This is a genomic window from Mesorhizobium sp. GbtcB19 (genome assembly GCF_019091085.1).
GTDB lineage: Bacteria > Pseudomonadota > Alphaproteobacteria > Rhizobiales > Rhizobiaceae > Mesorhizobium.
This window is the reverse complement of record NZ_JAGXJY010000017.1, coordinates 96,101-114,121: the sequence shown is the minus strand read 5'-3', so window position 1 is coordinate 114,121 and position 18,021 is coordinate 96,101. Positions and strand designations below refer to the sequence as shown.

Sequence of the window (18,021 nt, the reverse complement as noted above, 5' to 3'; positions counted from 1 at the left end):
CAGGGGGAGAAGGAGAAGAGCTAAAGCTCCAAATTCCAGGTCTGGCCGACCAGATCCTTGCCGAAGGAATGGTGGCGCTCTTCATCGACCAGCTTGAAGCCGGCTGCCTGGTAGATACGACGGGCCGAGCCCAGTATGTCGTTGGTCCAGAGCGTCAGCGTCCGATAGCCCTTGGCGCGGGCGAAGGTGATGCATTCGTCGACCAGCCGCCGGCCAATGCCCAGGCCGCGCGCCGATGGCTCAACATAGAGGAGCCTCAGCTTCGCCACTTTGGGCGACTTGCGCACGACGAAGACCGAGCCGACGACCTCGCCTTCGCGCTCGGCGATCCAGCCGCGCTCCCATTGCGGGACGAAATTCTTGACGAACTCGCCGAGGATCTCGGCGACCAGCGCCTCGTAGGTCTCGTCCCAGCCATAGTCCTGGGCGTAGAGCATGCCCTGGCGGTGCGTGACCCAGCCGATGTCGCCGACCTGCAGCGGTCGCAGGATGTAGGGCACCTTGGGTTCGGGCCTGTCGCCGAGCAGGTCCTGCACGGTGCGCATGGCCTTGACCAGCCGCTCCTGATCGACGGGCGCCAGACGATCGAGCAGCGCGCGCACCTGGTCGTGCGAATCCTGGTTGAGCGGCGCGAAGGCCTGCCTGCCCGCCGGCGTCAGCGCGATTGAGGCGCGACGTGCGTCGGCCTCGCTGGCTTCGCGCTCGACCAGGCCGCGCTCCTCGAATTTCTTCAAGAGACGGCTGACATAGCCGGGGTCGAGGCCAAGGTCGCGAACCAGGTCGCTGGCGACGAGTCCGTCGCGGTGGGCAAGCTCGTAAAGCACCCGCGCCTCGGTCAGCGAGAAGCTGCTTTTCAGCCAGCTTTCGTCGAGCACGCCGATCTGGCGGGTGTAAAAGCGGTTGAAGGCGCGCACCGTATCGATGCGTTCCTTGCCGGGGTGGTCGTGGATGGTCATGGGAAATCCTCCTGTCCTGGACAGGATCAATCATTTAGTTGACTGAGTCAATAAATCGATTGTCACGGCTTCGTGTGCCCTACCCCGTCGGCAGCACCGGCCAGAACTCCGCAATCCGTCCTTCGGAAAACACGGCAATCGCGCCGAAGTGCTGCAGCACGGCCTCGCTCTGCGTCGGCCGCAGGAAGGCGTAGTCGCCTGGCTTCACGTCCGCGCTCGCCGGCAGGCCGATGAATTGCTGGTTGGACGACAGGCCGATCAAGCCGTTCGGCTTCATGCCTTCGGGAAAGACCGGCTCGGCCATCCACTTGCCGCCATAGAGATAGCAGCCCTTGCGCGGGAACAGGCCGAGCGCCTGCAGTGCGCGGGAAACCGCTGGCGGACCCGGCACCGCCGGCTCGAGCGCCTTGAGGATTGGCGTGGCGATGAAGGCCGCCGGCTGGAAGCCGCCGAGGCCGGGCGTGTCGAAATCCTTGGGCAGCACGAAGGCCGAGCCGATCGACACTTCGTTGGCAACACCGCCGCCATGCAGCAGCGCCGTCTTGGAGCCGCCGATGTTCAAAGTGCGGCGCTGGTCAAAGGCGAGGACATCAACGAACTCCGCCGCCTTGGCCGAGGCCTGCTTCAGCGCCTTTTCCGCACCACCGAACAGTCCCGGTATCTCCGGCGCATGCGCCTCATAGGCCATGATGCCTTCGCAGTGCAAACGCTCCGGTATCGTCAGCGCCCTGATCTCGGCTGGGCTGGAAAAACCGCCGCGATGCAGGCCGACATCGACCTCGAAGGCGAAGCGCAGTTCGGTGCCGAGCGCGGCGGCCAAATCGCCATAGTCGGCCAACCGCTCCGGTGTGTCGATCAGCCAGCAGACGCGCGACCACCAACCGGAACCGCCCCTAGTCAGTGCTGCCTTAGCGGCGCCGACCGGCATCGGCTTGCCATAGAGCAGGTCGCCGTCGGGAAAAGCGTCGAGCACGGCCTGCGTCACCGGCGGGTGGAAGGTCATGAAGCGGTTGGTGCCAAGCGCCCTGGCGACATGCGAAAGCAGCGGCATGCAAGGCAGCGACTTGTCGACCAGCCGCACGGCGAGGCCCGGCGCAAGTCTCACCTTTACCAATGCGATGTTGCCGTCCAGCCGATCACGGTCGAGCACAAGGCAGGGCCGAAAAATCTCGGCTGCCCTCAGCGCCTCGGACAAAGCGGTGAAATAGGCACTCATTGTCGGATGCCAAAAGGACCGGGTTCGATGCCGAACAGGCCGGCCATATAGGGCGACACGAAACGGTTGTCCGGATCGATGTCGCGGCGCACTGCCATCGCCTCATCCCAGCGCGGATAGAGTTTTTTGAAATCCGCCGCCTTCAGGCTGTGCATCTTGCCCCAATGCGGCCGGCCGCCATATTTGCGCAGGATCGGCTCGGCGGCGCGCATGAAGGGCAGCGGGTCGTTCGCCGCGTCGTGGTGGATGGCGATCGAGCAGGTCAGCCTTTTGTGGAACGGCGAAAGCCAGAATTCGTCGGGCGCCACCGAACGCACCTCCATCGGGAAATAGACTTCCGGAAAGTGCTTTTCAGTCAGTGCGATGATCTCGGCCAGGGCTTTCGGACCTTCCTCGTAAGGCAGGTGGTACTCCATCTCGTTGAATTTGGTTTGACGGTCGGAGGCGTAAACGTTGAGCCAGTCCTGCACATAATCCTCCGGCGGGACCTTCTTCACCGCGCCCTTGATCAGCGCGCGGCGCAGCGACGGCAGCCAGCGCAAGACGGTGCGCAGCTTGCGCAAAGTCGCCAGCCCCTCCTCGTCGTCCTCGGTCGGCCGTGGCGTCGGTGCCGCGTCGCTGAGATCGCTGGCGATGAACTGGGCGTAGCCGGAAAACGGGATGTAGTAGAATTCGGCCGAACGATGCGCCGCCATCATCGTCTCGAAGTTTTTGAGCATGTCGCCGATCGGCAGCACCCATTTGCGACGGCGCAGCCGGTAGGTCGCGATGTTGTTCATCGTCACTTCGGTGAGCACGCCGAAGCTGCCCAGCGCGACGCCGGTGGCGTGGATCATGTCCGGGTCGCCCGCCCGGCTGAATTCCCGCAGCTTGCCTTTGCCGTCGACAAGCTGCACCGCCTCCAACTGCGTGTGATAGGCGCCGAGCGTCGGGCCGGAGCCATGCGTTGCGGTGCCCAGCGCGCCGCCGATCGCCTGCTTGTCGATGTCGCCCATGTTGGGCAGGCCCTGGCCGATATCCTGCAGGATGTGCATCAGGGCGCCGAGCCTGGTTCCCGCCCTCACCCGCGCCCGGTTGTTCGCGGCATCGTGCGAGACCAGCCCCTCGATCTTCTCCAGCGAGACGATGGTGCCGTCAGACTGCACCAGCGGCGTGAAGGAATGGCCGGCGCCCACGACGCGCAGCGGACCGGGCGCCGAGCGCACCAGCTCGGCCAGTTCGCCGGCATCGGCCGGCGTCGCGATCGATTTCGGCGACGCCGTGACCAAGCCCGACCAGTTGCTCCAGGCGTTTGCCATGTCGATCCTCCTCAGGCCTTGCCGCGGCGGCGCGCCACCAGCACGAAGACGCCGAGCAGAAGCACGCTGGCCGAAGCGGTGGCGGCGGCGAATTCGGGCACCGGCCGGAAGTTCGCGCCGTCGATCAAAAGCGAAGCGCCAATCGGGCCGATGGCGAGGCCGAAGAGCTGCGCGGCCGGCACCAGAAGGACGGCGGTGCGCGTCTCGTCGGCGGTGATGGCGAGGCGGATCTGGTAAGGCACGATGAAGAGCAGGATGAAGCCCATTACCAGCGCCACCGCCCAGAACACCGAAGGCCCCGGACCGGAGGCAAGCAGCATCGAGCTGATCGCCGCGACGATGCCGATGATCGTGATGGCGAAACGATAGTCGATGCGCGCCTCGAAGACGGTCGCGGTCATGGCGCCGATCACCTGCGCGGCAAGGCTTGCCGAAACCATCAGGCCGACGGTGCGGCCGTCGATGCCGAACTGCGCGCCGATGGGCTCGAGGAAAGCCCAGACGGCGCCGAAGAACATGAAATAGCAGAAGATCGACAAAAGCGCGGTGATTGCCGGCACGGTCGCCACATTGGCAAACTGCTCTTCCTTGGGCAGGTCGGCATAGTCGTCCGCCACGGTCCAGGCGACGACCAGCGACAGCAGGCAGACGATGCCGAGCGCGATGAAACCGCCGGCCGAGCCGGCCGTCGGCACCACGTAAAGCGCCAGGATCAGCGCCAGCGCGCATTGCGCCAAGGTCTGCAGCGTGACGAAGTAGCCGCCGATGCGCTCGGCCCGGCGCGAGCGGGCGATCAGCTCCGTCGCGACGGCGACCAGCCCTCCCTCCGCAAGGCCGGCCAGTATGCGCGCGCCGATCAGCGCATAGGGACTGTCGGCATAAGCGGTCCAGAAATTGGCAAGCGCCAAGAGCACGAGCAGCAGCGCGCTCTTCCAGCGCATGTTCCTGGCAGGGAGCAGCATCGCCACGATCGCCGAGCCGATCGCAATCGCAATCATTTCGGCGGTGGCGACCAGCGCGAGCTCGTCGCCGGTGACATGGCCTTCGGTGTAGAGCGCGCCGAGCAGCACCGGCTGCAGCCCAAGGATGAGCAGGCCGACCGAACCGATCCACAAGGCCGAAGCCAGTTGCAGGCCGGTTGGATTGCCGACAAACCAGTCGCCATTTTCCGCTTGCGCGGCTTGCGATGCCGTCACGAGGTGCCCTCCCTTGCAGCTCGATCGAAAAACTGACAAGTTGTCAGCATTTAACGAAACTGATACTTGATCATGTTTCTTGTCAACCGCGAATTCGTACTTTTCCGGGAAAGATGCGGGCTATGACGGATGCAAAGCGATCAGCGACGGAACCGCGGCGCAGGCCGAAGCAGGAGCGCAGCCGCGAGCGCATCGACGCTATCCTCGCCACGACCATGCGGCTGATCGGCGAGAAAGGCATCGACGCGGTGACGATGAAGGAAGTCGGCGCGCTGGCCGGCGGGCCGATCGCCACCGTCTATCATTATTTTCCCTCGAAGTCGGCGATCCTGGCGATGCTCTATGAGCGGTTTTCCGAGGAAAGCCGCGCACGCTTCGGCGCGATCATCGCCCTGATTGGCGGGCCGGGCGACGTGACCGCGGCGGCCGACCGACTGCTCGACGACTATTACGGCCGCGTCGCGGCGGACCCGGCGATCCAGGACCTGCAGAACGCCATCCAGGCCGACAAGGCGCTGCAGCATCTCGACATCGCCGAAACGCGGCACCAGGCGAAGATGTTCTGCGACCACGTCGCGCCGATGCTTCCGGCAGAGCAGCGCGAGGCGTTCGGGCGCGTCGTGTTCCTGATCTTTCAGCTTGCCGGCGGCGTCGTGCGGCTGGCGCTGACGCAGGACAAGGAAGAAGGCCGGCGCACGATCGAGGATTATAGGTCGATTATCCATACGCAGCTGCGTCTGTTTTTGTAGGCAGAGCCCTAGCGGTCGTCATCCTCGGGCTTGACCCGAGGATCCATGCCGTGACCCTTACCTAAGGGTGCAGCGGTGCAGAATTCTGTAATCGTTGCAACGCCTTAGCGTCACGGCATGGATCCTAGGGTCTGCGCGCGTCGCTTCGCTCCTTGCTCCGCCCTAGGATGATGACCGCGTGGGTACGATCCTCTCTGCGATGCCAACTTACCCCGACTCCAGCTTCGGCCCCAGGATCTCCACCAGCCAATCCACGAACACCCTCACCCTTGGCGACAATTGCCGGCTGGGCGGATAGAGCACCGAGATCGGCGTCGGAGTCGGCGGGTTGCCGGGCAGCACCTCGACCAGCCGGCCCGCTTCGATGTCGGCGGCGAAGCGGCGGCGTGGCGCCTGGTAGAGCCCAAACCCCTGGCGTACCAACGTGGCGGCGGTGTCGGAATTGGAGACCGTGACGCGCGACGGCAGCACGATCTCGCGGATCTTGCCGTCGACGGTGAATTCCAGCGGCATAACCTGGCCTGTGCGCGACGAGACGAAGCCGATCATCATGTGCCCGGCAAGCTCGTCCAGCGAGCGCGGCAGGCCGTGACGCTCGACATAGGCGGCGCTGGCTACAGTCGCCTCGCGCGCCATGCCGATGCGGCGCGCGATCATGTCGCTGTCTGGCAGCGTTCCGGCGCGCACCACGCAATCGACGCCCTCGCGCACCAGATCGACGAAGCGGTCGCCCTCGCCGATATGCACGCTGAGCCCGGGATAGCGGGCGAGCAGCGCCGGCAGTTCCGGGATGACCAGGGTGCGGGCCATGTTGCCGTTGATGTCGATGCTCAAGCGCCCGCGTACCTCATGCGCGCCAAAGGAGCCCTCGGCGTCCTCGATGTCGGCGAGGATGCCGATGCAGCGCTGGTAATAGGCTTCGCCGTCGAGCGTCGTGGTGACGTGGCGCGTGGTGCGGCGAAGCAGTTGCACTCCGAGCCGCTCCTCGAGCTGTTTGATCGCGGCGGTGGCGCTGGAGCGCGGCAGGCCGAGATCGGCTGCGGCCGCGGTGAAGCTGCGCCGTTCCACGACGCGGGTGAAGAGCCGCATGGAGTCAAACCGGTCCATAGTCGATTGTTCGCACAGACTAAATAGTGTTGGCAATCCATGCCCGATTATATCGCTCAGCTAGGCGAGTATATGCATCTCTATCCAGACAGAAGGAGATTTCGCCATGACCACCCGTCCCATCGCCCTCGTCACCGGCGGCAGCCGCGGCCTCGGCCGCAACACCGCGCTCCACCTCGCCCAAAGGGGCGTCGACGTCATCGTCACCTATCGCTCGCGCGTCGATGAGGCGAAGACGGCCATCGCCGAAATCGAGGCGGCCGGTGGCCGCGCCGCTGCACTTGAGCTCGACACCGGCGCCGTCGCCACCTTCCCCGCCTTCATCGCGGCGCTGAAGAAGACGCTGCAGGAGACCTGGCAGCGCGACCGCTTCGACTATCTCGTCAACAATGCCGGCACCGGTTTGCGCAAGATGATCGGCGAGACGACGGAGGAGGAATTCGACACGCTGATGAACACCCATCTCAAGGGCGTGTTCTTCCTCACCCAGGCGCTGCTGCCGCTGATCAACGATGGCGGCCGCATCATCAATATCTCGAGCGGGCTCGCCCGCTTCGCCGCGCCCGGATCGTCGGCCTATGCGATGATGAAGGGCGGTATCGAAGTGTTCACGCGCTACCTGGCCAAGGAGCTTGGGGCGCGCGGCATCACCGCCAACACCGTGGCGCCAGGCGCCATTGCCACCGACTTCAACGGCGGCCATGTGCGCGACAATGCCGAGATCAACCGCATGGTGGCCGGCGTCACCGCGCTCGGCCGCGCCGGCGTCGCCGACGACATCGGCCCGATGATCGCCTCGCTGCTCTCCGACGACAACCGCTGGGTCAACGCGCAGCGCATCGAAGTGTCGGGCGGCATGAACATCTAGTGGTTCTACACAGGGATTTTGAAAGGTTGCCGTTTGTCGACGGGCACGATTTTCACCGTTCCTTTCCATGAAATCGGCGCAAACGCTGGAGATTGGCGGAGGCCTCCCCAACCTCGTCATCCCTGGGCGGAGCAAGGAGCGAAGCGGCGTCGCGGAGACCCTGGGATCCATTCCGTGACTTTGATCGAAGAGCGCAGCGGAGCAGAATTCTGCACCGCAGCAGAGCTCATGCGTCACGGAATGGATCCTCGGGTCTGCGCGCGTCGCTTCGCTCCTTGCTCCGCCCGTGGATGACGACTCGGTGGGCGTTTCGGCCAATCTCCAAGGCATGCCACCTACCAACGCAGACATAGCCGACTCGGCCAAAATCCCTGTGCTGGGAACTAGATAACTTGGCGGATCAGCCCTTCGAAGCCGTCGGCAAGATTGGCATTGCCGGCGGCGATGAAGCTCGAGAGGCTCCTGGCGCGGCCGGGAGTCTTGTTGGCGTCGAGCAGCACCGCTTTGCCCTCGTGTATGACGAAATCGAACTTTCCGTAATCGAAACCGAGCTTGCGCCTTAGCGCGCGAAGCTCGTCCGGCACCGGAACCGCCTCGCGGCGAATGGTGTCGTCGCCCTTGACGAGGCTCTGCGGCGAGACATGGCGGGTGCAGCGTTCGCGCTCGCCGCAGAACAGCCAGAAGCGCGCGGCAAAGCCGTCCGGCTCAGGCTCAGGGATGAACTTCTCGACGACCAGATCCTGGCGCTCGAAGACCCAGGCCGGAACGTCGGCGAGCGAGGCATGGATCTCGTATCTTTCGAAAGCTTCGACACCGGGAAACGGCTCCGGCCCGCCGGCGCGCCGCGCGCGCAGGTTCAGCTGCTGTTCCGGCGTTCCCCAATGATTGAGGCTGCTCTTGACGATGACCCGACCCTTCCAGCCGTCTTCCCTGCCGACGACCGCGCCGCTGATGCGGCGTTTCGAAATGTCGGTGGCGCCGAGATTGAGGCAGAACGGAAAGCGGCGCGTATAGTCGGCATAGTCGGGCGGCGTCACGGTGGCGTCGAGATGCAGTACCGCGATGTCTGCGGCCGGCTTCGCCGCCGTGCCGCGCAGGATCCGGACCGAATGGCCGCGGCGCTTCAGCTCTTCCAGCAGGTCGAAGAGCATATATGGGCTGTCACGGCGTAGCAGCAGTCCGCGCCGGCTCTGGAAGCGATCGAACTCGTGCGTGATCACCGCGATGCGTGCCATGCGCCCTACTTGGCTTCCTGAGCGCCCTCGATTATTCGATCGAACACAACGCGCTAACCAACCCAGGGTTTGCATGACAGAGCACTGGAATGCAATTCGCAAACACTGGCAGTTGCTCGGCTCGCCGTTGCGGCCGCCGGCGGAAGTGGTCGGAGCCTACGAACGTGAGCTCGACCTTGCCCGGTCGCATGTCGTCATGCTCGGCGTGACGCCGGAGCTCGCCGGGCTTGGCGCCGCGATGACGGCGGTCGACGAATCCGCCGATATGATTGCCGGCATCTGGCCGGGCGACACCGATACGCGCAAGGCGGTGCAAGGCGACTGGTTCGACCTGCCGTTCGACGGAGCGAGCGTCCAGGCACTGATCGGCGATGGATGTCTCTCGGTCATAGGCGCCGCCGACCTCAGGCGCGCACTGTTTGCGTCGATCGCGCGGGCACTCAAGTCCGATGGCCGCGCCGGCATCAGGCTTTATGCCTCTCCCGAAACGCCGGACGAGCCGAAGGATGTCCGCGCCCTGGCGCTGAGTGGCGGTGTCTCGACCTTCCACGAGCTCAAATGGCGCGCGGCCATGACCGCGATCGGCCGCGCGCCGGATTACACGATACCGGTGCGGAAAATCCTCGAACAATTCGAAGCGCTGTTTCCCGACCGCGCGGAGCTTTCGGACCGCACCGGGTGGGAACTGCCGGTCATCGGCACGATCGACGTCTACCGGAACTCGCCGGCCGTCTACAGCTTCGCGCCGGTGAACGCGCTGATCGAGGAGGCCAAGGTCTTCTTCGACGATGTGCGCGTGGCCTCGACCGGAAGCTACGGACTAGCCGAGCGGTGTCCGCTACTGGTGCTGCGGTCGCCGCGAAACCAACGGCAAAACGGATGATGTTCCAATTTCCCACACCGTTCTCCGTGGCGAAAGGGACATTTCCAAGATAGCCAGACGCGCAGCAAAATTTCTCGCCAACGCCCCTTCCCGCGCGCCTTGACTCTCGCAACCCACCGGCCTATCTCAGCGCCACGTTAGCACTCGCCATCGGTGAGTGCTAACTCAGTCCGGCTCTCGCCGGATGGAGGAACAGTTCTCACCGTTCTCACTCGAGGAAGACACTAATGGCAAAGTCCAAGTTCCGCCCGCTTCATGACCGCGTGGTCGTTCGCCGGGTTGAATCCGAATCCAAGACCGCCGGCGGGATCATCATCCCGGATACGGCGAAGGAGAAGCCGCAGGAAGGCGAAATCATCGCCGTCGGCTCCGGCGCCCGCGACGAAAACGGCAAGCTCGTCCCGCTGGACGTCAAGGCCGGCGACCGCATCCTGTTCGGCAAGTGGTCGGGCACTGAAGTCAAGCTCAATGGCGAAGACCTTCTGATCATGAAGGAATCCGACATCATGGGCATCATCGGCTGAATATCGGCCTCTCCATCAACTGAGTTTTCGGGCTCTTCCCGAGCCCCTGTCAGGAGCTAACCATGGCTGCAAAAGACGTAAAATTCTCCCGCGACGCCCGTGAGCGCATGCTGCGCGGTGTCAACATCCTCGCCGACGCGGTGAAGGTGACCCTCGGCCCCAAGGGCCGCAACGTCGTCATCGACAAGTCGTTCGGCGCCCCGCGCATCACCAAGGACGGCGTCACCGTCGCCAAGGAGATCGAGCTTGAGGACAAGTTCGAAAACATGGGCGCCCAGATGGTCCGCGAAGTCGCTTCGAAGACCAACGACATTGCCGGCGACGGCACCACGACCGCCACCGTTCTCGCCCAGGCGATCGTCCAGGAAGGCAACAAGGCCGTTGCCGCCGGCATGAACCCGATGGACCTCAAGCGCGGCATCGACCTCGCCGTCAGCGAAGTCGTCGCCGCTCTCGGCAAGGCCGCCAAGAAGATCAAGACCTCCGAGGAAGTCGCCCAGGTCGGCACGATCTCGGCCAATGGCGACGAGTCGGTCGGCAAGATGATCGCGGAAGCGATGCAGAAGGTCGGCAACGAAGGCGTCATCACCGTCGAGGAAGCCAAGACCGCCGAGACCGAGCTGGAAGTCGTCGAAGGCATGCAGTTCGACCGCGGCTATCTGTCGCCCTACTTCGTCACCAACGCCGACAAGATGGTCGCCGATCTGGAAGACGCCTACATCCTGCTGCACGAGAAGAAGCTCTCCAACCTGCAGGCAATGCTGCCGGTGCTGGAAGCCGTCGTTCAGACCTCGAAGCCGCTGCTCATCATCTCGGAAGACGTCGAAGGCGAGGCCCTGGCCACGCTGGTCGTCAACAAGCTGCGCGGTGGCCTGAAGATCGCCGCCGTCAAGGCTCCGGGCTTCGGTGACCGTCGCAAGGCCATGCTGGAAGACATCGCCATCCTCACCGGTGGCCAGGTCATCTCGGAAGACCTCGGCATCAAGCTCGAGAATGTCGGCCTGAACATGCTCGGCCGCGCCAAGAAGGTGTCGATCTCCAAGGAGAACACCACCATCGTCGACGGCGCCGGCAAGAAGGCCGAGATCCAGGGCCGCGTCGCCCAGATCAAGCAGCAGATCGAGGAAACCACCTCGGACTACGACAAGGAGAAGCTGCAGGAACGTCTGGCGAAGCTCGCCGGCGGCGTTGCCGTGATCCGCGTCGGCGGTGCGACCGAAGTGGAAGTCAAGGAAAAGAAGGACCGCGTTGACGACGCGCTGAACGCGACCCGTGCGGCCGTGGAAGAAGGCATCGTCGCCGGCGGTGGCGTTGCGCTCCTGCGCGCTTCGGCTGCCGTCAAGGCTACCGGCGTCAACTCCGATCAGGCTGCCGGCATCAACATAGTGCGCCGCGCACTGCAGTCTCCGGCTCGCCAGATCGCTGCCAACGCGGGTGCGGAAGCTTCGATCGTTGCTGGCAAGATCCTCGAGAACAAGGGCGCGACCTTCGGCTTCAACGCCCAGACCGGCGAGTATGGCGACATGATCGCCATGGGCATCGTCGACCCGGTCAAGGTCGTGCGCACGGCTCTCCAGGACGCGGCCTCGGTCGCCGGCCTGCTCGTCACCACCGAAGCCATGATCGCCGAAGCTCCGAAGAAGGAAGCTGCCGGCGGTATGCCGGGCGGCATGCCTGGCGGCGGCATGGGTGGCATGGGCGGCATGGACTTCTAAGAAGTCCGGCCCCTTCACTGATACGGAAAGGGCGCCGAGAGGCGCCCTTTTTGTTTGCATCCGGAGATAGTCTGTTGGTCAGGCAGCGCTCTCCGCTTGCTGCGCGACTTTGCCGGCCAGCACAGCGGATTCAACCAGCGCGGCGACCTCGTCGGCAACGGTCGCGACCGGCGTGCGGTCGCGGGTGGCGCGGGCGATCACCATCAGGCCTTCCAGCGAGGATTCGACCAGCAGCGCCAGCGCCTGCGCGCGCCGCTCCGGCACCCCTGCCCTGACGAAGGCCTGGCGCAGCAGTCCGATCCACTGCTCGAAGGCCGAGCGGCAGATTTCGGCGAGGTCGGGAACATCGTTCGGCGCGTCGAGCACCACCGGCGCGACCGGACAGCCGAGCGAGAACTCGTTCTCCTCCAGCATGCGCGCGACCGACTGATAGATGTGATGGACGGCAACGGCCGGGTCGCTCTCCTCCAACAGCGCCGCGCCCAACCGCTCCGTGACGTCGGCGACGCTGGCGCGCGTTACCTCGATGACCAGCTGGTCCTTGCCGCCCGGGAAATGGAAATAGAGCGAGCCGCGCGGCGCGCCACTGGCGCTCAAAATGTCGTTCAGCGACGTGCCGTGATAGCCGCGCTGCCTAATGAGCAGCGCCGTCGCCTCGATCATGCGGGTGCGTGTGTCCGTCGCCACCTCGACCTCTCGTAATGTCAACCTCTGTCAGGAGCCCGCATTATAGGGCTTGCTCCCAATATGACAATTGGTCTACATAATATGTAAATCGGTCTACATATTTTGGAGGTGACAATGCTGAGCTACCGGCTTGAGGAATTCGGCGACATCGAGAAGCTGGCGGTGCGCGAGGCAGCAATGTCCGAGCCAGGAGCAAACCAGATCCTGGTTCGGGTGCGAGCCACCTCGCTCAATCGTCGCGACACGATGATCCTCAGGGGGACCTATCCTCTGGCACCCCGCGCGGGCATCGTACCGCTCAGCGACGGCGCTGGCGAAGTGGTGGCGGTTGGCGATGCTGTCACGCGCTTTGCCGTCGGCGACCGCGTCACCGGCAGTTACTTCGCGCGCTGGATCGACGGTCGCATGCATCCGGGCATCATCGACCAGCTTGGCTGCACGCTGGACGGCATGCTGAGCGAATATGCGCTGCTCGACGAGCAATGGGCCGTGCGGCTGCCCGACCATCTCTCATGGCAGGAGGCCGCGACCTTCACCTGTGCCGGGCTGACCGCCTGGAACGCGCTGACAGGCGCCGAGATTCCAAAGCCGGGGCAATGGGTTCTGGTGATCGGCTCAGGCGGCGTCGCGCTGTTTGCGCTGCAATTCGCCAAGCTCATGGGCTGCCGCGTGGCCGCCATCACCTCGCGCGCCGAAAAGGCTGAAAGGCTGCGGGCACTCGGCGCCGACCGCGTCATCGCGGCGGCCGAAACGCCGGAATGGGGCATGAAGCTGCGCGAGGCGACCGGCGGCATCGACCTGGTCGTAGAGACCGGCGGCCCGGCGACTTTTGCGCAATCGCTGATCGCCAGCGCGCTTTACGGGCGCATCGTGCTGCTCACAGTTCAGGACAAGAACGGCAAGTCGGTCGAGATCCCGGGCGCAGTCTATCAGCGCAGCCTGGTCACCATCGGCCGCCTGTTCGTCGGCAGCCGCAGTGGGTTGGAGGCGATGCTCGCCGCTGTCGCCACGCACCGGCTGAAGCCGATCATCGACAAGGTCTTCCCGTTCGCCGAAGCGCGCGAGGCGTATCGCCATTTCGAGCAGGGCGACGTCTTCGGCAAGGTCGTCATCGACGGCGCCTGATCACCCGCATTTTTCGAAAACAGAGAGGAGATCAGCCATGACAATTCGTGAGGCTTCGGCCCAATGGCAGGGCACGCTCAAGCAGGGAGCGGGACGGCTGCGGTTGGGCAGCGGCGTGTTCGAAGGCGCCTATTCTTTCCCGTCCCGTTTCGAAAATGGCCCCGGCACCAATCCCGAGGAACTGATCGCAGCAGCGCATGCCGGCTGCTTCTCGATGGCGCTCAGCGCCATACTCGGAGGCGACGGCCATACGGCCGATAGCATCCACACGATTGCCAAGGTGCATCTCGGCGCCACCACGGCTGGGCCGACGATCACCCGCATCGAACTCGAAACTGACGCAAGCGTCCCCGGCATTTCGGCCGAGGATTTCGAGCGGCTGGCGCAGAAGGCCAAGACGGCCTGTCTCGTCTCGCGGGCGCTCGCCGGCGTCGCCACCATCACGCTCAAGGCCAGCCTCGTAGCTCAATGAAACGACAGGAGAAAATCCAATGACCCAGGAATTGACCATCGACATCGCCGCGGCCAAGCGCTCCGCCGAGACGGCGGAAATCATGCGGCGCTACAACGACGTGTTCCAGCGTCACGACCCTTCCGCGCTGAACGAACTGGTGGCGGAGGACTGCGTGATCGAGAACACCACGCCGGCGCCGGACGGCGCTCGCCGAGCCGGCAAGGCGGCTTGCGTCGAGCTGTGGTCGGCGATCGCCACCGGACCCGGCACGCGCTTCGACCTCGAAGAGACTTTTGTGGCCGGCGACCGGGCGACGATCCGCTGGCGCTTCTGGATGTCGGACGGCAGTTCGCTGCGCGGCGTCAATCTGATGCGCGTCGCCGATGGCAAAATCGTCGAGGCGATGGGCTACGTCAAAGGATAGGGCCTGGCGCGGAAGAGCCGCGCTCAGGCCCAGCCCGGAACCTGCCCGCCAGGATCTCGGTTCCGGGCAAAGTCTTACGAAACCACCCTGTTGAGTTTCACGAAAGTCTTCGGGCTGCGCTGGATCGTCTGGAAGATCACGCAGTAGCGATCGGTGAGCTCCATGAGTTGGGTCAGCTGGCTTTGCTCGACATCCGACTCGATGTCGAAGCGCAGGCGGATTTCCTTGAAGCCGACCGGCACGCCTTCGGTGACGCCAAGCGTGCCGCGCAGGTCGACATCGCCCTCGGCGGAGATCTCCGCCGACTTGATCGGAATCTCGAGCACGGCCGCTGCCGCCCGCATCGAGACGCCGGCACAGGCGATCAGCGCCTCCAGCAGCATGTCGCCGGAACAAAGCTCCTTGCCGCTGCCGCCGGCCTTCGGGTGGATGCCGGCCAGCGCCAACCCGCGTCCGGTCTCGACCTTGCAGGTCACCCTTGTGTCGTCAGCGCTGCCCCTGGCCTTCAAGGTAAGAAGCGCGGCCCGCGCGTCCTTGCGATAAAGATCCTTGATCGGCTCCTGCTTGGCGCGAAACGTCGCGATATCCATTGCTGGTCTCCTGTCGTGAATTGCGGTTGCTTGAAATCGTCGGCCATCGTCCGAGCCTATTCCGGGATGGCGATACCCGAGCCGCCGAGCTCGGCCGGAAAATCCTTCAGCTTCGGCAGCCCGTCCTTCATCGGCAGGACAGTCTCGGCGTAGTTGACGTGGACCCCCGGCGTGAATTCCACCGTCGGTATGGTGGCAGCATAGACGTCGACCAGTCCGAGCGGCGGATGGCCCGTCATCAGATGCCCGCCGCATTTGGTGCAGAACTGGCGGTCGCTCATCGCGGACTTCTCGAAGCCGGACAAAAACTCCGCGCCCTTGGTGACCTTGACGTTCCCGGGCTTCCACAGCGTGAAAGCGTTCACCGGCGACGCCGACCACGAACGGCAGGAACTGCAATGGCAGTAACCCATTGCCTCGGCGGTCCCGTGGACTTCGATTTCCACGGCGCCGCAAAAACACCCGCCCTTATGTACCGTCATGACTCTTGATCCTTGTCTAGGTTCGGTTCGACCGCGCTCAGCGCCGGTTTGAGACGACACCGCGCGGTGCCGCAGCGGTTTAAAGCTTCCGGCAATGAACGGAATGACGGGGCGTCCGCCTCACTTGACAGCGCGTCCGGAACTGGAAAGGGATGTCGCGCCGGATTGCCGCGCTAGAGCGTTTCACCGTTTCACGGAAACGGCGAACCGCTCTAACTTCTTGTTTTGACGCAATTCCGGAACGGAAGGTTACGGCGAAGTCGCCGAACCTAAACGCACATACTTTTCCTGGAATTGCTCTAACGGGACATGGGTGGAATGGCCGGGGACGCTCTGTCTGACCTTTTGAAAACGGTGCGCCTCACCGGCGCGACGTTTTTCGACATCGAGGCCCAGGATCCATGGGCGGTCTGCTCGCCGGCCCCAGCCTCGATATTGCCGAGGATACTGCCGGGCGCGGATCACCTGATTTCCTACCACGTGCTGACGGAGGGCCGCTGCTTTGCCCGCATCATCGGCAAGGAGGCGATTCCGGTGGGAGCCGGCGAGGTCGTGGTCTTCACCCACAGCGACCCGCATATCATGTCGAGCACGCCCGACCTTGGGGCCGACCCGCCGACCGCGGATGTGCTGGAGATCGCGGCCGCCAGCCAACAGCCTTTCCCCATCAACTACGTCAAGGACGGATCGCTGTCGGCCCGGCTGGTCTGCGGCTATCTCGCCTGCCATGCCCTGCCCTTCAACCCGCTGCTCGAAGCGCTGCCACCGGTCATCAAGGCCGGAGACGCCAAGGGCGATGGCGGCTGGCTCGGCCAGTTCATCAAATTGGCGGTCTCGGAAGTGGCCGAGAAGCGGGCCGGCAGCGAGACGATGCTGACCAAGCTCAGCGAACTGATGTTCGTCGACGTGCTGCGCCGCTATGTGGAATCGCTGCCGCCGCAACAGACCGGCTGGCTGGCGGGCCTGCGCGATCCGCATCTGGCGAAGGCGCTGGCGCTGATCCATGACCGACCGGCGCACAATTGGACGGTGGAGGCGCTGGCGAAGGAGTCCGCCTTGTCGCGGACGGTGCTGGCGGAGCGCTTCACCAAAATCGTCGGCATGCCGCCGATGCATTACCTCGCCAAATGGCGCATGCAGATCGCCTCGGAACTGCTCAGCGCCGGCAACAGCAACGTCGCCAGTATCGCGGTGGACATAGGCTATGAATCCGAAGCCGCGTTCAGCCGCGCCTTCAAGAAGATGATCGGCGTCCCGCCTTCGGCCTGGCGCCTCGGCGTCCGGGCCGCGCCCGGTTTCGGAAGCGATGAGGCCTCCGAAACCGAGACCTGACCGGCCGTTAGCGATCCGCCAAAGCCAGCTTGGCGCCGAGCATGACGAAGGCGGCGGCGAAGCTGCGGCGCATCCAGGTCAGCACCTTCGGCCGCGACACGATGTGGCTGCGCACCGAGGCCGCGAACACGCCATAGATGGCGAAAATGACGAAGGTCATCAGCATGAAAACACCTGAGAGCTCCAGCATCCTGGCGAAAGCATGCGGCTCGGTGGTGCTGACGAATTGCGGCAGGAAGGCGAAGAAGAAGATCGACAGTTTCGGGTTCAGCACGTTGACCAGGATGCCCGTGGTGATGGTCCTGGCGGTCGAGCGCGGCGCGGCATCCTCGTCGATGCTCAAGCCGCCCTTCTCCTTCAGCGTGTTCCAGGCCATGTAGAGCAGATAGGCGACGCCGAGATATTTCAGCGTCTCGAAGGCGACGGCGCTGGTGTGCAGCACCGCGGCAAGGCCGGTGATGGCGGCGGCCATATGCGGGATGATGCCCAGCGTGCAAGCGAAAGCGGCAATGACGGCGGCGCGCGCGCCGCGTGAAAGGCCGGCGCTCAGCGTATAGAGGACGCCGGTGCCGGGCGAAGCCACGATAATCAGCGACGTCAACAGGAATTCGATGCTCATGCGTTCCTCCGCGGCCCTGCCCGGCGGGAAGGTACCGGGAGGTGTGCGGTGAGGCAAGCGGGGCGCTTTTCCTCGCCCCCATGAAATGGGGGAGAGGTGTCTCGGCAAAGCCGAGACGGAGAGGGGGAATGGCGCCGCCTTGAAAACAATCAGAGGAAACCCGCCAGCGTCGCGGCCCCCTCTCCGGCCGCTTCGCGGCCACCTCTCCCCCGCCTTGCGGGGGCGAGGAAGTTAGCTCACCGCCAGCCCATGCGCCGCTCTCGCCATCAGGCAATCGTCGCCGCCAGGCATGCAGGCGCGGCAGACGTCGGGGCGGATATCGTAGATGCCGCAGGCCGTGTGCTTGCCAACCTCGCCGGTGAGCGCCGAGCAGCGCACGCCGTCGCAACGCATGCCGGAGAGGTCGGCCGACACGAATTTCTCCGGGATGCGGTCGAGCTGTTCGTCGTCCTCGGTCGAGAAGCGCGGCCAGTCGGCCGAATAGGAACAGCAGGCGCCGCAGCTCTGGCAGTCGAACACCGCAGCGTCACCGCCCGCCGGCCAGCCGGGATCGGCCGCCCT

General features: G+C 64.6%; 20 protein-coding genes. 9 read left to right on the top strand and 11 right to left on the bottom strand.

Annotated elements, in window-relative coordinates; translation table 11 throughout:
- Window positions 1–20: 20 nt before the first annotated feature.
- From KVT37_RS24880 to KVT37_RS24865, 4 genes are all read right to left on the bottom strand, one after another.
- A complete protein-coding gene (locus tag KVT37_RS24880) occupies window positions 21–956 on the bottom strand; it encodes a helix-turn-helix domain-containing GNAT family N-acetyltransferase (RefSeq protein WP_217577652.1) in 936 nt (311 codons plus the stop codon).
- A gap of 79 nt (window positions 957–1,035) precedes the next feature.
- Entirely contained in the window at window positions 1,036–2,172 is a 1,137-nt protein-coding gene (locus tag KVT37_RS24875; protein WP_217577651.1) for an alanine racemase, read from the bottom strand.
- Window positions 2,169–3,470, bottom strand: a complete 1,302-nt coding sequence (locus KVT37_RS24870; protein ID WP_217577650.1) for a D-arabinono-1,4-lactone oxidase — start codon at window positions 3,468–3,470, stop codon at window positions 2,169–2,171. Before KVT37_RS24870 ends, KVT37_RS24875 begins: the two co-directional genes overlap by 4 nt.
- Window positions 3,471–3,481: 11 nt before the next feature.
- Complete coding sequence (locus KVT37_RS24865) at window positions 3,482–4,666, bottom strand: MFS transporter (protein ID WP_217577649.1); 1,185 nt, start codon at window positions 4,664–4,666, stop codon at window positions 3,482–3,484.
- Window positions 4,667–4,788: 122 nt separating this feature from the next.
- Here KVT37_RS24865 and KVT37_RS24860 point away from each other — a divergent pair, with 122 nt between their 5' ends.
- The gene (locus KVT37_RS24860) at window positions 4,789–5,415 is read left to right on the top strand and encodes a TetR/AcrR family transcriptional regulator (protein ID WP_217577648.1); all 627 of its coding nucleotides are present in this window, start codon (window positions 4,789–4,791) and stop codon (window positions 5,413–5,415) included.
- A gap of 207 nt (window positions 5,416–5,622) precedes the next feature.
- Here KVT37_RS24860 and KVT37_RS24855 read toward each other — a convergent pair whose 3' ends face one another.
- Window positions 5,623–6,522: a LysR family transcriptional regulator gene (locus KVT37_RS24855; protein WP_217577647.1), complete on the bottom strand. Its 900-nt coding sequence runs from the start codon at window positions 6,520–6,522 to the stop codon at window positions 5,623–5,625.
- 106 nt (window positions 6,523–6,628) lie between these two features.
- Between KVT37_RS24855 and KVT37_RS24850 the strand changes: the two genes are divergently transcribed.
- A complete protein-coding gene (locus KVT37_RS24850; protein ID WP_217577646.1) occupies window positions 6,629–7,390 on the top strand; it encodes an SDR family NAD(P)-dependent oxidoreductase in 762 nt (253 codons plus the stop codon).
- A 383-nt stretch (window positions 7,391–7,773) separates the two neighbouring features.
- On the opposite strand, the gene KVT37_RS24845 is transcribed toward KVT37_RS24850, so the two are convergent.
- Window positions 7,774–8,625: a hypothetical protein gene (locus KVT37_RS24845; protein WP_217577645.1), complete on the bottom strand. Its 852-nt coding sequence runs from the start codon at window positions 8,623–8,625 to the stop codon at window positions 7,774–7,776.
- 73 nt (window positions 8,626–8,698) lie between these two features.
- On the opposite strand from KVT37_RS24845, the gene KVT37_RS24840 reads away from it, so the two are divergent.
- The 3 genes from KVT37_RS24840 (at window position 8,699) to groL (ending at window position 11,747) form a co-directional block, all read left to right on the top strand.
- Window positions 8,699–9,508 (top strand): class I SAM-dependent methyltransferase, encoded by an 810-nt coding sequence (locus KVT37_RS24840; RefSeq protein ID WP_217577644.1) that lies wholly within the window; start codon window positions 8,699–8,701, stop codon window positions 9,506–9,508.
- A gap of 227 nt (window positions 9,509–9,735) precedes the next feature.
- The gene (gene groES / locus KVT37_RS24835; protein WP_073987612.1) at window positions 9,736–10,032 is read left to right on the top strand and encodes a co-chaperone GroES; all 297 of its coding nucleotides are present in this window, start codon (window positions 9,736–9,738) and stop codon (window positions 10,030–10,032) included.
- A gap of 62 nt (window positions 10,033–10,094) precedes the next feature.
- The gene (gene groL / locus KVT37_RS24830; RefSeq protein WP_217577643.1) at window positions 10,095–11,747 is read left to right on the top strand and encodes a chaperonin GroEL; all 1,653 of its coding nucleotides are present in this window, start codon (window positions 10,095–10,097) and stop codon (window positions 11,745–11,747) included.
- Window positions 11,748–11,825: 78 nt separating this feature from the next.
- Here the strand turns inward: groL and KVT37_RS24825 are convergent, their stop codons facing one another.
- Window positions 11,826–12,434: a TetR/AcrR family transcriptional regulator gene (locus tag KVT37_RS24825; RefSeq protein ID WP_217577642.1), complete on the bottom strand. Its 609-nt coding sequence runs from the start codon at window positions 12,432–12,434 to the stop codon at window positions 11,826–11,828.
- A 114-nt stretch (window positions 12,435–12,548) separates the two neighbouring features.
- On the opposite strand from KVT37_RS24825, the gene KVT37_RS24820 reads away from it, so the two are divergent.
- Genes KVT37_RS24820 through KVT37_RS24810 form a run of 3 tightly spaced genes read left to right on the top strand, consistent with a single transcriptional unit; the run spans window position 12,549 to window position 14,437 of the window.
- Entirely contained in the window at window positions 12,549–13,559 is a 1,011-nt protein-coding gene (locus KVT37_RS24820; protein ID WP_217577641.1) for an NAD(P)-dependent alcohol dehydrogenase, read from the top strand.
- A gap of 37 nt (window positions 13,560–13,596) precedes the next feature.
- Window positions 13,597–14,031, top strand: coding sequence for an OsmC family protein (locus tag KVT37_RS24815; protein ID WP_217577640.1), 435 nt, complete (start codon window positions 13,597–13,599; stop codon window positions 14,029–14,031).
- 19 nt (window positions 14,032–14,050) lie between these two features.
- Complete coding sequence (locus KVT37_RS24810) at window positions 14,051–14,437, top strand: nuclear transport factor 2 family protein (RefSeq protein WP_217577639.1); 387 nt, start codon at window positions 14,051–14,053, stop codon at window positions 14,435–14,437.
- A 74-nt stretch (window positions 14,438–14,511) separates the two neighbouring features.
- On the opposite strand, the gene KVT37_RS24805 is transcribed toward KVT37_RS24810, so the two are convergent.
- Both KVT37_RS24805 and KVT37_RS24800 read right to left on the bottom strand, forming a co-directional pair.
- Window positions 14,512–15,027, bottom strand: coding sequence for an OsmC family protein (locus KVT37_RS24805; protein WP_217577638.1), 516 nt, complete (start codon window positions 15,025–15,027; stop codon window positions 14,512–14,514).
- A gap of 56 nt (window positions 15,028–15,083) precedes the next feature.
- The gene (locus KVT37_RS24800) at window positions 15,084–15,509 is read right to left on the bottom strand and encodes a GFA family protein (RefSeq protein WP_217577637.1); all 426 of its coding nucleotides are present in this window, start codon (window positions 15,507–15,509) and stop codon (window positions 15,084–15,086) included.
- Window positions 15,510–15,827: 318 nt separating this feature from the next.
- On the opposite strand from KVT37_RS24800, the gene KVT37_RS24795 reads away from it, so the two are divergent.
- Entirely contained in the window at window positions 15,828–16,841 is a 1,014-nt protein-coding gene (locus tag KVT37_RS24795; protein WP_217577636.1) for an AraC family transcriptional regulator, read from the top strand.
- Window positions 16,842–16,848: 7 nt separating this feature from the next.
- Here KVT37_RS24795 and KVT37_RS24790 read toward each other — a convergent pair whose 3' ends face one another.
- Together KVT37_RS24790 and KVT37_RS24785 are read right to left on the bottom strand one after the other, a co-directional pair.
- Window positions 16,849–17,460: a LysE family translocator gene (locus tag KVT37_RS24790; RefSeq protein WP_217577635.1), complete on the bottom strand. Its 612-nt coding sequence runs from the start codon at window positions 17,458–17,460 to the stop codon at window positions 16,849–16,851.
- 231 nt (window positions 17,461–17,691) lie between these two features.
- Window positions 17,692–17,979: a YkgJ family cysteine cluster protein gene (locus KVT37_RS24785; protein ID WP_308642758.1), complete on the bottom strand. Its 288-nt coding sequence runs from the start codon at window positions 17,977–17,979 to the stop codon at window positions 17,692–17,694.
- Between the last annotated feature and the right edge of the window lie 42 nt (window positions 17,980–18,021).

What these genes read in the sequence shown, in the direction of transcription:
- KVT37_RS24880 (WP_217577652.1), bottom strand. Translation starts at nt 956, where the DNA reads ATGACCATCCACGACCACCCCGGCAAGGAACGCATCGATACGGTGCGC.
- KVT37_RS24875 (WP_217577651.1), bottom strand. Translation starts at nt 2,172, where the DNA reads ATGAGTGCCTATTTCACCGCTTTGTCCGAGGCGCTGAGGGCAGCCGAG.
- KVT37_RS24870 (WP_217577650.1), bottom strand. Translation starts at nt 3,470, where the DNA reads ATGGCAAACGCCTGGAGCAACTGGTCGGGCTTGGTCACGGCGTCGCCG.
- KVT37_RS24860 (WP_217577648.1), top strand. Translation starts at nt 4,789, where the DNA reads ATGACGGATGCAAAGCGATCAGCGACGGAACCGCGGCGCAGGCCGAAG.
- KVT37_RS24855 (WP_217577647.1), bottom strand. Translation starts at nt 6,522, where the DNA reads ATGGACCGGTTTGACTCCATGCGGCTCTTCACCCGCGTCGTGGAACGG.
- KVT37_RS24850 (WP_217577646.1), top strand. Translation starts at nt 6,629, where the DNA reads ATGACCACCCGTCCCATCGCCCTCGTCACCGGCGGCAGCCGCGGCCTC.
- KVT37_RS24845 (WP_217577645.1), bottom strand. Translation starts at nt 8,625, where the DNA reads ATGGCACGCATCGCGGTGATCACGCACGAGTTCGATCGCTTCCAGAGC.
- KVT37_RS24840 (WP_217577644.1), top strand. Translation starts at nt 8,699, where the DNA reads ATGACAGAGCACTGGAATGCAATTCGCAAACACTGGCAGTTGCTCGGC.
- groES (WP_073987612.1), top strand. Translation starts at nt 9,736, where the DNA reads ATGGCAAAGTCCAAGTTCCGCCCGCTTCATGACCGCGTGGTCGTTCGC.
- groL (WP_217577643.1), top strand. Translation starts at nt 10,095, where the DNA reads ATGGCTGCAAAAGACGTAAAATTCTCCCGCGACGCCCGTGAGCGCATG.
- KVT37_RS24820 (WP_217577641.1), top strand. Translation starts at nt 12,549, where the DNA reads ATGCTGAGCTACCGGCTTGAGGAATTCGGCGACATCGAGAAGCTGGCG.
- KVT37_RS24815 (WP_217577640.1), top strand. Translation starts at nt 13,597, where the DNA reads ATGACAATTCGTGAGGCTTCGGCCCAATGGCAGGGCACGCTCAAGCAG.
- KVT37_RS24810 (WP_217577639.1), top strand. Translation starts at nt 14,051, where the DNA reads ATGACCCAGGAATTGACCATCGACATCGCCGCGGCCAAGCGCTCCGCC.
- KVT37_RS24805 (WP_217577638.1), bottom strand. Translation starts at nt 15,027, where the DNA reads ATGGATATCGCGACGTTTCGCGCCAAGCAGGAGCCGATCAAGGATCTT.
- KVT37_RS24800 (WP_217577637.1), bottom strand. Translation starts at nt 15,509, where the DNA reads ATGACGGTACATAAGGGCGGGTGTTTTTGCGGCGCCGTGGAAATCGAA.
- KVT37_RS24795 (WP_217577636.1), top strand. Translation starts at nt 15,828, where the DNA reads ATGGCCGGGGACGCTCTGTCTGACCTTTTGAAAACGGTGCGCCTCACC.
- KVT37_RS24790 (WP_217577635.1), bottom strand. Translation starts at nt 17,460, where the DNA reads ATGAGCATCGAATTCCTGTTGACGTCGCTGATTATCGTGGCTTCGCCC.